Genomic DNA, 14,510 nt, shown 5'->3' with positions numbered 1-14,510 from the left:
GTATTTAATTAGTATGGAAAAATTTAGCGATATTTATAAGCGAGCGGTAGAGCGAAAAGGCTCTGAAAAAATGCTTAAATTATTACTTGCAAAACCGCTATCTAAAAAACAACTAAGCACGTTAAGTGACGACGATTGGCTTGAAGAATTTACTCGAAAAGTATTTCAAAGCGGCTTTTATTGGTCAGTCATAAATAATAAGTGGCCGGGCTTTAGAGAGGTTTTTTGGGATTTTAGCGTTGACAAGTTATTAATGATGCCACCCGATATGCTGGAACAAAAAGCAACGGATGAGCGCATTGTTCGTAACTATAAAAAAGTAAAAACAATTACCGAAAATGCTTACATGATCCACGAAATAGCAGGGGAACATGGCAGTTTTAGTCAGTTTATCGCTAATTGGCCAACAGAGGATATTATTGGTTTGTGGGCGTATTTAAAAAAACATGGTTCGCGTTTAGGCGGAAATACAGGGCCTTATGCGCTGCGAGCACTTGGTAAAGATACATTTTTACTATCACGCGATGTAGAGAATTATTTGCGTGCCCATAAAATTATAGACGGCGGCTTACAAACTAAAAAGTCACTAAATGCAGCCCAAGCTTTTTTTAACGAAATGCAAAAGCAAAGCGGCTTAAGTATGCAAGAGTTAAGCTTAATTGTTGCTTATGGCGTAGGTGACAACCGTGTTGGTATAAGTCAGCAACAATAGGAATTACCATGAAATTAGTGCCAAGATACACAGATATTGCGGAAAACTTCGCAATAGAAGATTTCCCTGCAAGTGTCGCCTCTCCTCAGCTATTACTGTGGAATGAGAGCTTAGCAAAACAATTTAATATTAACGTTGCGGCTGATTTGCGTGCCAGCACTTTTAGCGGTAACGAAAAACAGGCGATTCCTGCAGTAGCACTTGGTTACTCTGGGCACCAATTTGGACATTTTTCACCCCGCTTAGGCGATGGACGAGCGCACTTACTGGGCGCTATTAGTGATGATGAAAACCAGTTATGGGATATTCAATTAAAAGGCTCTGGTGCTACTCCTTACTCAAGAGGGGGAGATGGGCGTTGTGCACTTGGTCCTGCTATTCGTGAATACGTAATGAGCGAGGCAATGCATGCGCTGGGAGTTAAAACCACACGCTGCTTAGCGGTTGTTGGCAGTGGCGAAACGGTTTATCGTAATCCGCCACAAGCAGGGGCTATCGTTACGCGTGTAGCAACGAGCCATATTCGTGTTGGTTCATTTCAATATTTAGCGACGCAAGGCGATGTTGAAGGGCTTAAAAATTTAGCCGATTTAGCTATAGAGCGACACTACGCAGAAATAACAGATACAGGATCGCAGCGCTATTTAGCATTTTTAGGCGCTGTGATTAAAAACCAAGTTAAGCTAGTTGTGAGCTGGATGCGTGTTGGCTTTATTCACGGAGTAATGAATACAGATAATACGCTAGTTAGCGGAGAGACTATTGATTACGGCCCGTGTGCCATGATGAATAGCTTTGATTTTGATACTGTATTTAGCTCTATAGACAAACAAGGCCGCTATGCATTCGGTAATCAACCTAATATAGCTAACTGGAACTGCGCACGCTTAGCTGAGAGTTTAATGCCGCTTATTAGCGATGATGACGAGCAAGCAGTTTTATTAATGACGCCATTTATTAATAGTTTTGCTGAGCAGTTTAATGCTGAGTTTACGGCTATGTGGGCACAAAAACTGGGTTTAAATGAATCTAGCGATAGTAGTGGTGAGTTAATAGCAGAGTTGTTAACGCTATTAAAAGATAATCAGCTCGACTACACCAACACCTTTGATGCGCTTACTGAATCCTTAAAAGGAGAAAAAAGCGTACCTGAGTCGCTAATTGAATGGAGAGCTAAGTGGGTAAGCTTAACTGACGATAATAGTTATAAAGTAATGAGAGCGGCAAATCCTCGTGTTATACCGCGTAATCATGTGATCGAAGAAATAATTGAACAATATAACGCTACTGGGTCTAGTGAGTTGCTACAGCGCTTTATAAAAATAGCCGGCAATCCATATTCTAACAGTGAAGAATTATCAGAATTTTGCTCTCCACCGACTAATGATAATGACTACCAGACTTTTTGTGGTACTTAATACTTAACTTTAAATATAACCGCATGATTAAAAAGAGTCATTTTTTAATCAAACATGCGCATATACTTAGGGGAATGCTAATTCTGGTGGTATTATGCACACAATATAAAGCAAGCAATATTTCTTTGCATTTATAAGTGCATTCAATTTAATTGCTCTTACTTTCCTTGCTAAGTACTAATTTACAAAAACTACTATATTTATTTTTCAATAAAGTTTTAATTTCGCCTATAGTAAGTGGATGTGTGTTGTGACAAGGCATAGAAAAAAGTAATAAACTTTATTTTTCGTTAAGTATTGATTAACAAAGGCTCAGTTAGTCTATATAAAACTGGTTGAGCTAGAACGAATTAGCTATATTTTTTAATTGTTAAAATGGGAAGAAAACAATGAAATTAAAATCACTTACAATCGCAATCGCGTTAGCTGCAACTAGCGCATCGGCATTTGCAGCAGAAAAAACTGAAGGTTTTTACATTGGTGTGTTCGGTGACTATTACGATGCATCTTGGAAAAACTTAAACATGCACCAAAACTTGGAAGTTAATGAATCTGCAAGTTGGGGTGCTGAAGTTGGCTACCGTTTCAGTGATTACTGGAGTGCACGTCTTGAGTATGCAGATATGGACTTTAATGCATTTCTTAAAAATCCGATTCCTAATGGTAATCGTAACGACGTAGACGGCGAGCGTTTTGGTGTTGATGCACTTTACCACTTTGGTGGCGGTCCTTTCTATGGTTTATTTGGTATTAAAGAAGTAAAAGTAGCAACAGATAATACTTTCTTAAACGCAGGTGTTGGTTACCAACACTTCATTACAGACGGCTTATTTGTTAACGCAGAAACATCTGTTTATCAAGGTCTTGACCGTGGTTATACCGATGTGAACGCTAAACTAGGTATTAACTACTTATTTGGTCAAAGTTCAGTAGCAGAAGAGCCAGTTCAACCAGCTCCAGAGCCAGTAATTGTTGAAGTTGCACCAGTAGATAGCGACAACGATAACATTCCAGATGCAGATGATCAGTGTCCTAACACACCAATGACAGATGCAGTTGATGGCACAGGTTGTACTTTATACGAAGATAAAGAAGTAACTGTAAGCTTATTAGTGACTTTCCCTAATAATACATCTGCAGTATCTACACAGTACTTAAACGATATCGATAAAGTAGCTGAGTTCTTAAAAGAGTACCCAGATACAACTGTTCTTTTAGAAGGTCATACTTCTTCTGTAGGTAAAGCATCTTACAACAAGTGGTTATCTAAAAAACGTGCTGACGCAGTAGCTAAAAAATTAGTAGCTGATGGCGTAGCAGAAGACCGTATTACTACAGTTGGTTTAGGTGAAGAGCGTCTTAAAAATGAAGCGAACACTAAAGCAGCACACGAAGAAAACCGTCGTGTAGAAGCGCATATCAAAACGATTAAAAACGTTAAAGTTTTACGTTAATTAAGTAGTTTGTAATAAAAACCCAGCCAAGTGCTGGGTTTTTTTATGCCTGTAATAAAATAATATTAGTTAATGGTAATGATTCTTACTTAACAAGTATTCATGAAAATAGTTTTTACCACAACCACTATTCATAGTATTTATAATCGGTATAATCAGTTGCGCAACTGGATGGATTTTCATCTATCCATAAAAGCTTTATAATTACGCGTTAGAATACTATAAGTATTGGGTAACTTATTTGCGCCCAAAGCGCTACCGGATACTTTCACGTCACCAAGAGGGCAATATTGTGCTACAAGAATATCGTAAACACGTAGAAGAACGTGCCGCGTTAGGTATCGTACCAGCGCCATTAGATGCTCAGCAAACTGCTGATCTTATTGAATTAATAAAAAACCCACCTGCAGGTGAAGAAGAATTCATTTTAGATTTGTTCATTCAGCGTATACCAGCTGGTGTTGATGATGCTGCTTATATTAAAGCGGGATTTTTAGCAGCTGTAGCTAAAGGTGAAGCTAATTCTCCACTTGTTTCTAAAGAAAAAGCGGCAGAATTATTAGGTACAATGCTGGGCGGTTACAATATCGCGCCAATGATTGACCTACTTGATGACGAAACACTTGCACCAATCGTAGTTAAAGGCCTTTCAAATACATTACTTATGTTTGATGCGTTCTACGATGTTGAAGAAAAAGCAAAAGCGGGTAATACATTCGCTAAGCAAATTATTGAGTCTTGGGCAAATGCGCAGTGGTTTACTAATAAGCCAGCTGTTGCTGAAAAGATCTCAGTTACTGTATTTAAAGTAACTGGCGAGACAAATACTGATGACTTATCACCAGCACCAGATGCATGGTCTCGTCCAGATATCCCACTTCATGCTTTAGCAATGCTAAAAATTGAACGTGATGGAATTACACCAGACAAGCCAGGCGAAGTAGGTCCAATCTCTCAGCTTGAAGAATTAAAAACTAAAGGCTTACCACTTGCATATGTAGGTGACGTTGTTGGTACTGGTTCTTCTCGTAAGTCTGCAACTAACTCTGTACTTTGGTTCATGGGCGATGATATCCCATTCGTACCAAACAAGCGTGTTGGCGGTGTATGTCTAGGTAATAAAATTGCTCCAATCTTCTTCAATACAATGGAAGATTCAGGTGCATTACCAATCGAATTAAATGTTGATGAGCTTAACATGGGTGAGCAAATCGATATTTACCCGTACGAAGGTGTTGTTAAGAGCCACGGTACTGACAAAGTAATCTCAACTTTTGAACTTAAATCTGATGTAATTTTAGATGAAGTTCGTGCTGGTGGTCGTATACCACTTATCATTGGTCGTGGTTTAACTGATAAAGCACGTACATCACTTGGCCTAGGTCCAACTGATGTATTTAAAGTACCAACAGTGACAGAAGTTTCTGAAAAAGGCTTCACACTAGCGCAAAAAATGGTTGGTAAAGCGTGTAACGTTCCAGGTATTCGCCCAGGCCAATACTGTGAACCTAAAATGACAACTGTTGGCTCGCAAGATACAACAGGTCCTATGACACGTGACGAACTTAAAGACTTAGCATGTTTAGGTTTTTCTGCAGATTTAACAATGCAGTCTTTCTGTCATACGTCGGCTTACCCTAAACCAATCGATGTAAACACTCACCATACGCTTCCTGATTTCATCATGAACCGTGGCGGTGTGTCACTTCGCCCAGGTGATGGTGTAATTCACTCATGGTTAAACCGTATGTTATTACCAGATACTGTAGGTACTGGTGGTGATTCACATACACGTTTCCCATTAGGTATTTCATTCCCAGCAGGTTCGGGTGCAGTAGCATTCGCAGCAGCTACAGGTGTTATGCCTCTTGATATGCCTGAGTCAATTTTGGTTCGCTTTAAAGGTGAAATGCAACCAGGTATCACTTTACGTGACCTTGTACATGCAATCCCTTACTTCGGTATTAAAGAAGGTTTATTAACAGTTGAGAAAAAAGGTAAAATTAACGAATTCTCTGGTCGTGTACTAGAAATTGAAGGCGTTGAACACCTAACTGTTGAGCAAGCGTTTGAACTATCAGATGCATCTGCAGAGCGTTCTGCAGCAGGTTGTGCGGTTAAACTTTCTAAAGAGTCTATCGCAGAATACCTAGAATCAAACATTGTTATGCTTAAATGGATGATCTCTGAAGGTTACGGCGATGTACGTACTATTGAGCGTCGTATTACTGCAATGCAAGATTGGTTAGCTAACCCAGAACTAATGGAAGCTGACGCTGATGCAGAGTACAAACATGTACTTGAAATCGATTTAGCAGACATTAAAGAGCCAATCCTTTGTGCTCCAAATGACCCAGATGATGCACGTTTATTGTCTGATGTTACTGGCGAGAAAATCGACGAAGTATTCATCGGTTCTTGTATGACTAACATCGGTCACTTCCGCGCAGCAGGTAAGTTACTAGATGGCTTTAAAGGTCGTATCCCAACTCAGCTTTGGGTTGCCCCGCCAACTAAGATGGATAAAGATCAGCTTACAGACGAAGGTTACTACGGTATCTTTGGTCGTGTAGGTGCACGTATCGAAACTCCAGGTTGTTCACTATGTATGGGTAACCAAGCACGTGTTGCAGACAAAGCAACGGTTGTGTCTACCTCTACACGTAACTTCCCTAACCGTTTAGGTAATGGCGCGAACGTATTCTTAGCTTCAGCAGAACTTGCTGCAGTAGCGGCTATTTTAGGTAAACTACCTACTCCAGCTGAGTACCAAGAATACGCAGCGAAGATTAATGCAACGGCTGCAGATACTTACCGTTACTTAAACTTCCACCGTATGCCTGCTTACACTAAAAAAGCAGACAACGTGATTATTCAACAAGCTGTATAACTTTTAGAGTTTGTTTAAAAACCCGCTTCGGCGGGTTTTTTTATTGGTTAAAACAAATATTAGATAGTTCATGCTTCTTTTTTTGTATTATTGTATTAACTCTAGTCTTAAATTGCTTTTAAAGTAATTAATCGCGCAAAAATTCCTATCAAAATGCATTAAAATCCTTATCAATATTCTCATTATTTTAGGCGAGATTTTATGACAGCATTAAACAACCAGAATTTATTGCAACTACGTTTTGTTAACCAAGCAAATATTGATTTGGTTAAACCTTCTTTTGATAACCTTCCTGCAAACCTTTATGCAGATGGTGCCTTTCGTAAACGTCGTTATTCAGTAGTAAAAATGCAAAATGGTGAAATAAAGCTACAGCAAGCCAAAGCATTTGTTCAAGATGATTCAATTAATACTTTTCAAGGTAATGTAGAGCGTACTTACGAAAATTTAGAGCAAAGTTTACTTGAGTCAGAGGGCATGAAAAGCATTGTAAATGAGTTTCGCCAACTTACCGGTATTGATGAGCAGCGTGATATTGAAATTCATCAGTTCCGTATGCTTGCCATCGATAGCGATACACCTGCAGCGCCAGAAGGCGTGCATCAAGATGGTTTTGACCATGTATGTATATGCGGTGTTTCTCACGAGAATTTAGAAGGTGGCGAACTGCTTGTATACGAAAACAAGCAAGCTGAGCCTTGTTTTAAAATGGAAATAAAAGACGGCATGTTTGCATTAATAAACGACCGTCAAGTGTGGCATAACGCAACACCTATGAACAAAATTGATGCTAGCAAACCAGGTTACCTGGATTGTTTTGTATTAACGTCTTAAGGAAGTTAGGCATGAACATAACGCAATTACGTGAGCAGTTTCCAGCATTAATGCAGAACGTTGATGGTAAATCGCCAATATTTTTAGACGGACCAGGTGGCTCGCAGGTACCAACATCGGTGCTTACTGCGATGACTGCTTATTTAGGTCATTATAATTCGAACTTAGGTGGCGCGTTTTTTTCAAGTGATAAAACGGTTGAGTTGATGGCGAATGCGCGCCAAGCTGCAGCTGATTTACTAAATGCACCTAGCTCACAACAAATTGTGTTTGGTCCAAACATGACCAGCCTTACGTTTAGTTTTAGTCGTGCAATTTCACGCGACTGGCAGGCTGGCGATGAAATAATTGTAACCAATGCCGATCACTTCTCGAATGTATCGTCGTGGCAACAAGCTGCAGAAGATAAAGGCGTTAAAGTTAATACGGCTTTAATTAACGAAGCTGATTGCAGCTTAGATATGGTGCAATTTGAAAGCCTATTAAACAGCAACACTAAGCTTGTAGCGGTCACTTACGCTTCAAATACCACAGGTTCAATTAACAATATTAAACGTATTGTTGAGCTTGCTCACGCTGTAGGCGCACTTGTTTATGTTGATGCCGTACATTATGCACCGCATGAACTTGTTGACGTGCAATCACTTGATTGCGACTTCTTAGCGTGCTCTGCGTATAAGTTTTTTGGCCCGCATTTAGGTATGGTTTACGGTAAAAAAGAACATTTAGACGGGTTTACACCTTATAAAGTTGAGCCAGCTAAAGACGTAGCACCAGGTCGCTGGGAAACCGGCACGCAAAGCTTTGAAGCAATGGCTGGTTTTATCGCTGCTGTTGATTACATTGCAGCGATTAGCGAACTTGACGATAGCCATTCACGCCGCGAAAAGTTAAGCGTTGCTTTTGCTAAAACTAAGCAGCACGAAATGGCGCTTAGCGAACACTTTTTAACGCGCTTAGTTAATTATCCACGTATTAAGTTATTTGGTATTGATGATTTTGATCGCCTTAATGAGCGTACACCTACTTTTGCTTTAATTTTTGAAGGGCTTGAGCCACGCGCCGTTTCAGAATTTCTAGGTAAGCAGCATATTTGCGTGTGGGATGGTAATTTTTACGCGCAAGGGTTGTGCAAGCAATTAGATGTGCTTGATAAAGGCGGCGTAGTGCGCATTGGTTGTATGCACTACAACACCATTGAAGAGCTAGATCAGTTGTTTAATTTATTTGATGAACTGCTCGGTTAAATAATACTGATTTTGGTGCGCTAACTCTTAGGCGCACCATATATTTGTTCTGCACGGTTAAACAATACCCACGAGGTTAAAATATACTTATCGTTTGATACTGGCTTATTGCCTCTATGAGTATGTGTAAAGTAGCCAGGTGCTATTACCATAGTGCCTTTTTTAGGGGCGATTTTACGGTTTTGATAATAAAACTCTGTTTCACCACCTTCTTCTACATCGTTTAAGTAAAACATAAATAACAACACGCGATGCAAAGCTTCATTGTGCTGTAGCTGCGGATAAACTTCACTGTGCCAGTAAGGGTAGCCACCTTTGTTTACTTCGTATTTTTGCGCTTGAATGTTACCGAGTCTAAAAATTTGCTGAACTAAAACGGGTAACTGCGGTTTACCCACTTCTTCAAAATTCTCTTGGGTTAAATCGACTACATCACCTGTTTTTGGATGATAAACCTTTAAGCCAAATGCCCCAATCATCATAAAAATATGCTCTTCAACATACTTAAAAACATGCTGTGCAGTCGTTTGTTGTATATGTTTTAATTGTTGTGCATATTCGGGGTGATTATTTAAGTGTAGGTCGTGGCTGTCTTTTTTCTTTAAGTCGACACCGCCCGATGTTACCCCTTGTCTTACATGCGGGCTTTGCGCGAATGTGGAAATAAATTCATCGCAAAACTCATCGCTTAATGCGTTATCAATAACGCGTATAAAGTCCGTCATGGTTTACCTTTATATAATTATTATTGGATTTTTATGTTTATTGAAAAAGTGATGCCGCGCTTTAGCGAAACAGATGCACTCGGACACATTAACAATACCGTACTCCCTGTATGGTTTGAAGTCGCGCGTGGACCTATTTTTAAGTTTTTTACACCGGACTTAAATCCACATGATTGGAAATTGATTATCGCCAAAGTTGAAGTGTCGTTTGTAGGCGAATTATTTTATGGCCACGAAGTGACAGTTAAAACCTCTGTAGAGCATATAGGGACTAGTTCTTTTACGCTTAGGCAAGAAGCATGGCAACACGATAAATGCTGCGCAATAGGCAAAGCTGTGATGGTGAGATACGACTTTATTGCTAAATCAAAGCAAGCGCTTAGCATTGACGAAAAAGCAGCGCTTAACGAGCACATTACTGCTGAGTCATAACTTAGCTAATAAATGACCTTTTAGTGACAAACGCTTGGTTTGTCATATTCTTAGCATAATTGAATGCTAGATTAATCCTCTTAAATATAACGACTAATACAGTTGTTTTTACTTTTTGAACTAAGAGGTTGTTAAAGCAATTTTATGATTGTCGAATCATTTTTTGAAAAATTATATACCGAGCACAATAGTGAACTAAACCGTAGAGTCCGTGATTTTTTTGGGGCAAGCCTTAGCGATCATGAAGATTTAGTGCAGGAGGCATTTAGTAATATGTTGTCGCACCAGCATATTGATAAAATAGAGTTTCCGAAAGCTTATCTGCTTCGTTCAGCTATTAACATTGGTTTAAATTATCGTTCTCGTTTTAAAAATCCCCAGTATTTGTCAGACGACACCCTCGATAATATTGATGAACTACTATGTACACAAGGTAGCCCTGAGGATCTATGTAGCATGAATTTACGAATTGAATATATTTCAGATGCGATGAATACGCTTACAGCTAAGCAGCGAGACCTTATAGTACGTAGTCGTATTCATGGTGAAACATATCAACAAATTAAAGTGGCAACAGGGTTTAGCCTAGGCGATATAAGCCGCCAAATACAAAGTGCTATTGAGCAATTGCATAGTTATATAAGTGCTAGAAATGCGTAACTAAGTTCCATAGTCACGCTAATTCCTACCTTGTGCGCGTTATTATATAAAGTTATAGGTTATCTTAGTGTTATTACGGCTATTTAATGGGAAGAATCATTGAAGGCTGTCTCCCTTGACCATTAATTTTAAGTTGGGTTGGCGAAAATTCAAGAGTGCTAAATGCAGTTGTGTCGGTATCAAGCATTGCATGAAAAGTCACAAAGTGAATACCGTCTTTTTTTGCGTAATTACCTACATGGTTATGACCATTAAACCATGCTTTTACGGCTGAATACTGGCTAATAAGGGCTAGCACTTCTTGCGCGTTCCAAAGGTTATGGTTGTTCTCAGGAAAAATAGGGAAATGGCTCAGTAGCACAACAGGTTGCTCTTTTACTTGCGCTACTTTTAGTTTTTCTTCTAACCACTTAAGTTGTTTTGTACCAATTGCGCCATTCCAATCTTCATGCCCTTTATATTGAGAGTTAAACAAGGCCATATTTTGTTGATGTTTTTTACTATTTTTAGGCCATGCGTAAGTGCTCACATCGTTGCCATCTAAAGCAATAAAAAGCCAGCCGTTTACTTCAAAGTTGTAGTACCGCGCGGGCATATTTAATGTGTTAGTTATGTGCATTTTAAACTTATCATCTACCGAAAACTCATGATTTCCTAATACATGATAAAGGGGAGCGTTAAGCGATGACGATATTGTATTTAACGGAGTAAAACTTTTAAATTCACGGTCGATAAAGTCGCCTAAATGTAATACACCCGATAAAGGCAGTTGATTAAATTGCTCAACGGCAGTGCTGAACTTTTGAGGGCAAGATGTATAGTGTCGAGTACCTTTATTGGCTTGTTCTGCATATTGGCAATCGGCAATAACACCTAAAGTAAATGAGTCATTTGCAGCAATTGATGGGCAGCAAACTAAAAGCAATAATAAATTAATGAGGAATGAAACAGTGTATTTTTGCATAACTTTTTTCCTTAAAGTAACTGGCTGCAAAAGCAGCCAGTTTAGAAGTGAGAGCTAAAATTTATACGACATACCTAACGCAAAGTTACGACCACTTTGTGAGTAAGATTGAGTTCTGTGATCAAGGAATTGGCGAATTACTTCATCCGTTAAATTTGTTGCTTCAAAGGTTATTTTTACTTGCTCTGTAATATTCATGAACGATTTAAAATCAACAAACGTTGTTTCATCGTATCCTGCAACAATGTTTTGCTCTGAGCCTTCCCCTGTAATATATTCATCACGATAAGAGCTCGATACCCGCATGCCCCAACGCGGCGTTTCGTAATAAAGGGTAAAATTGTGAGACAATTCAGATAAGCCAGGAGGAGTAACGCTGATGCGCTCACCTTCGTTAAATAAAATAGTTTCGCCATCAGCAATGGTTACATTACCGAGCATTCCTAAGTAATTGAATGGCTCTGGTAAAAAATCAAAGTCCATTTGAAACGCAATTTCTAAACCAGTGACATCTGTAGAATCACCATTTATAGGTTGTGAAACGGTAAACTCAGATTGCGCATTTACGCGCGGGTCAAAATCTAAAAACTCTAGAGGGTAACCCGTTTGCTCATAAGGTAGGGTCACTGATTGCTGGACAATAAATGACTCCATATCTTTATGGAATAATGCAATAGCCAAGCTTGACGAATCACCATAAAACTCAAATGATGTTTCGAATGAATCAGCGACAAAACGCTCTAAATTAGGGTTACCAGCACTGATAAATTGATCTGCAACACCCACTTGCCCAGCCGCTTTTAATTGATTTAAATTAGGTCGAGAAATATTGCGATTTGCACCAAAGCGTACTAACCAATTATCAGAAATATCAGCAACAACATTTAAGCTTGGTAGTAAATCGGAATAGGTTTTACTAAATTCTATTTGCTCAAAACCTGATCCAGTATTAACTTCCCCGCTCGATGTTTGTTCAGTTTCGTACCAACGTAAGCCTAAATTACCTCTAATTGGGAAGTTGCTTATTTCGGTGTTCCATACATACTGTGCATAAACCCCAATAGTATCTTCTTCAATTTGATATACAGTACCAGGGCGATTATGAGAGGCGTTTAACTCGCGAGAAATTAAACCTGTCGCAACAACACGCTCAAAAGTAGCTTGGTTATCTGCAATAACATAGTCATGCAAAGTTGGAATACTAGTTATTTGAAAAACAGCTTCAGGTGAATTTGGGTCATTTCCCCAATCGACACGGTCTCTGCGTTCAAAGCCATCTGATTGATAGTTTTTAGACTGAAGACCAAACTTAAATGAATGCACATCATTGAGTTCGTAATTAAAATCAACTTGATACGTGTTATATTCATTGCTTATTTCATCTTCGCGGACATCAGTCCGCATTAATGCCCACTGGTCGATGTCGGTAATATCGAAGTCGTAAGTATTTTGACCATATTTAGCATTGCGCCAATCAACAGAAAACGCATGATCGACAGATTCACTAAAAACTTTATCGTTTATAGGTTGCTCAAAAGTAGATTTTGATAAACCAAACATGGTTGTCATGTATAGTTTATCGGTTAGTTCAAAATTACCACTGAGTGATATTTGGTGAAAATCAGTTTCGCCAAAACTTACTTTTGACTCGGTACGTAAATCAAGACCTTCAAATGAGGCGTATACTAAATCGTCACCTTCAATAGCTGCATCAACGAGTAACTGATTTGCTGTCACATCGCCAGTAAATGCGTTTGTGCCCGCTGTTGATAATTGATTTTCAATGCGATCGTTAGATAGTTTTCCGTATAAAATATCTAAATCAAAAGACATTGCATCAGAAGGTTGCCACTGAAGTGCAGCGGTAATACCGGTACGTTTACGTGTATTAGCCCAAGATGCAATATTATTAGCGCGAGATACAAACACTCGGTCATTGCCCGTGGCGTTAACTAAACGGTTTTTGATATCGCCATCAACTGAATCTGCAACATTATCATCACCAAAGCTCGCTTGTTTCCAAGACCACACATGATAGCCTTCTTCAATTGTATCTACTTCAGAATAAGCAACCGATACGAGCGCACCAAAATTCCCCCAAGTATTTGATAACAAACCAGCAAAGCGAGGGTCTGAATGCTCTGTTCTATCATTATAAATACCTTTTACACTTACAGTACCTTGTAGTCCTTCTTCAGAATTATCAAAAGGTTTTGCAGTATGTAAATCAACAGTACCGGCAATACCCCCTTCATCTAATGACGCATCATACGATTTGTACACATCTACGCGATTAAATAGTTCTGAGGCAAAAATACTGAAATCAAAATCTCGAGAGCGAGATGCACCACCACGTTGGTCAATACCTGAATCGCTTGTAAAAAGTGCTTCCATGCCATTTAAGCGTGTGCGTGTAAAATTAGGACCCAAGCCACGTAGCGATATTTGACGACCCTCACCTGAGTCACGCGAAATAGATACACCTGGTACACGCTGTAATGACTCAGCTAAGTTGGCATCAGGGAATTCGCCAATGTCTTCAGCTAATATGCTGTCTTGCGAGCCAATGGCATTTTTTTTGAGTTCCTTACTACGGACTAGGTTAGAACGGTAGCCTGTTACCGTGATCGCTTCCATTTCCTGCTGAACTTTATCACTTTGAGCTGCATGTATAGGGCTGCTTGCTAATATGAATGTGCCAGATACAGCGCTAACTAATATGCTCAGTTTATTAAGTTTAAATGGGATCATAATTCCTTTCTTCTCTCAGTTAATGTTTATAAATACTAAAAACAAAGTGCACGCGCAGCGATTAAGCTGGATTAAATGGTGCAGACATCAACTAAACAAAGTAAGACTGAAAATTTTCCAAATAAAAGAGTGTTTTAATAAAACTTTAACATATGCCGATTGGTTGGGTGTTCTTAAATATTTAATTATATTGATCTTTTTGTTTATTTTTACGTGTTAGTTAATTAGGTGTGATTTTTAGAGGATTAAAAAATAAGTATTTAATTTACTCGCCTTGTGTAAATAAATAATGGCAGCTGTAAATTTTTGTCGTGATTTTTTAACGCATTTAGATTGAGTTACAGGCCTCAATTATATATTATTTATATTATATATTGTTGCGCCGTTATAACAGGAAATGTTAATTCGGTAATTTGATTGGAG

The 14,510-nt window shown here is 38.9% G+C and carries 11 protein-coding genes; 8 read left to right on the top strand and 3 right to left on the bottom strand.

Annotated features, from left to right (window positions below; all coding sequences use genetic code 11):
* The first annotated feature begins 13 nt into the window (after positions 1-13).
* The 6 genes from ABX891_RS00615 (at position 14) to ABX891_RS00590 (ending at position 8,555) form a co-directional block, all read left to right on the top strand.
* Positions 14-712, top strand: a complete 699-nt coding sequence (locus ABX891_RS00615) for a DNA-3-methyladenine glycosylase I (RefSeq protein ID WP_309167970.1) — start codon at positions 14-16, stop codon at positions 710-712.
* A gap of 8 nt (positions 713-720) precedes the next feature.
* Complete coding sequence (locus ABX891_RS00610; protein WP_309167971.1) at positions 721-2,130, top strand: protein adenylyltransferase SelO; 1,410 nt, start codon at positions 721-723, stop codon at positions 2,128-2,130.
* A 389-nt stretch (positions 2,131-2,519) separates the two neighbouring features.
* Positions 2,520-3,584, top strand: a complete 1,065-nt coding sequence (locus ABX891_RS00605; protein ID WP_011326901.1) for an OmpA family protein — start codon at positions 2,520-2,522, stop codon at positions 3,582-3,584.
* A 292-nt stretch (positions 3,585-3,876) separates the two neighbouring features.
* Positions 3,877-6,474, top strand: a complete 2,598-nt coding sequence (gene acnB / locus ABX891_RS00600) for a bifunctional aconitate hydratase 2/2-methylisocitrate dehydratase (RefSeq protein ID WP_002958806.1) — start codon at positions 3,877-3,879, stop codon at positions 6,472-6,474.
* Positions 6,475-6,675: 201 nt separating this feature from the next.
* Positions 6,676-7,308 carry a 2OG-Fe dioxygenase family protein gene (locus ABX891_RS00595; protein ID WP_002958808.1) on the top strand — a complete coding sequence of 211 codons (633 nt, stop codon included), beginning with the start codon at positions 6,676-6,678 and terminating at the stop codon, positions 7,306-7,308.
* Positions 7,309-7,319: 11 nt separating this feature from the next.
* A complete protein-coding gene (locus ABX891_RS00590; protein ID WP_309167976.1) occupies positions 7,320-8,555 on the top strand; it encodes a cysteine desulfurase-like protein in 1,236 nt (411 codons plus the stop codon).
* A 20-nt stretch (positions 8,556-8,575) separates the two neighbouring features.
* Here ABX891_RS00590 and ABX891_RS00585 read toward each other — a convergent pair whose 3' ends face one another.
* Entirely contained in the window at positions 8,576-9,280 is a 705-nt protein-coding gene (locus tag ABX891_RS00585) for a 2OG-Fe(II) oxygenase (protein WP_165743502.1), read from the bottom strand.
* Positions 9,281-9,313: 33 nt separating this feature from the next.
* Here ABX891_RS00585 and ABX891_RS00580 point away from each other — a divergent pair, with 33 nt between their 5' ends.
* Together ABX891_RS00580 and ABX891_RS00575 are read left to right on the top strand one after the other, a co-directional pair.
* On the top strand, positions 9,314-9,712 hold the full coding sequence (locus ABX891_RS00580; protein ID WP_024593444.1) for an acyl-CoA thioesterase: 399 nt from the start codon (positions 9,314-9,316) through the stop codon (positions 9,710-9,712).
* A gap of 144 nt (positions 9,713-9,856) precedes the next feature.
* Positions 9,857-10,372 (top strand): RNA polymerase sigma factor, encoded by a 516-nt coding sequence (locus ABX891_RS00575; protein ID WP_354628720.1) that lies wholly within the window; start codon positions 9,857-9,859, stop codon positions 10,370-10,372.
* A gap of 79 nt (positions 10,373-10,451) precedes the next feature.
* Here ABX891_RS00575 and ABX891_RS00570 read toward each other — a convergent pair whose 3' ends face one another.
* Both ABX891_RS00570 and ABX891_RS00565 read right to left on the bottom strand, forming a co-directional pair.
* Positions 10,452-11,336 carry a metallophosphoesterase gene (locus ABX891_RS00570; protein ID WP_354628719.1) on the bottom strand — a complete coding sequence of 295 codons (885 nt, stop codon included), beginning with the start codon at positions 11,334-11,336 and terminating at the stop codon, positions 10,452-10,454.
* A 54-nt stretch (positions 11,337-11,390) separates the two neighbouring features.
* The gene (locus ABX891_RS00565) at positions 11,391-14,087 is read right to left on the bottom strand and encodes a TonB-dependent receptor (RefSeq protein WP_354628718.1); all 2,697 of its coding nucleotides are present in this window, start codon (positions 14,085-14,087) and stop codon (positions 11,391-11,393) included.
* Positions 14,088-14,510 lie beyond the last annotated feature (423 nt).

Source organism: Pseudoalteromonas sp. NCIMB 1079, from assembly GCF_040567695.1.
GTDB lineage: Bacteria > Pseudomonadota > Gammaproteobacteria > Enterobacterales > Alteromonadaceae > Pseudoalteromonas > Pseudoalteromonas distincta.
The sequence above is the reverse complement of the archived record's forward strand: the minus strand, read 5'-3'. Positions and strand labels throughout refer to the sequence as shown.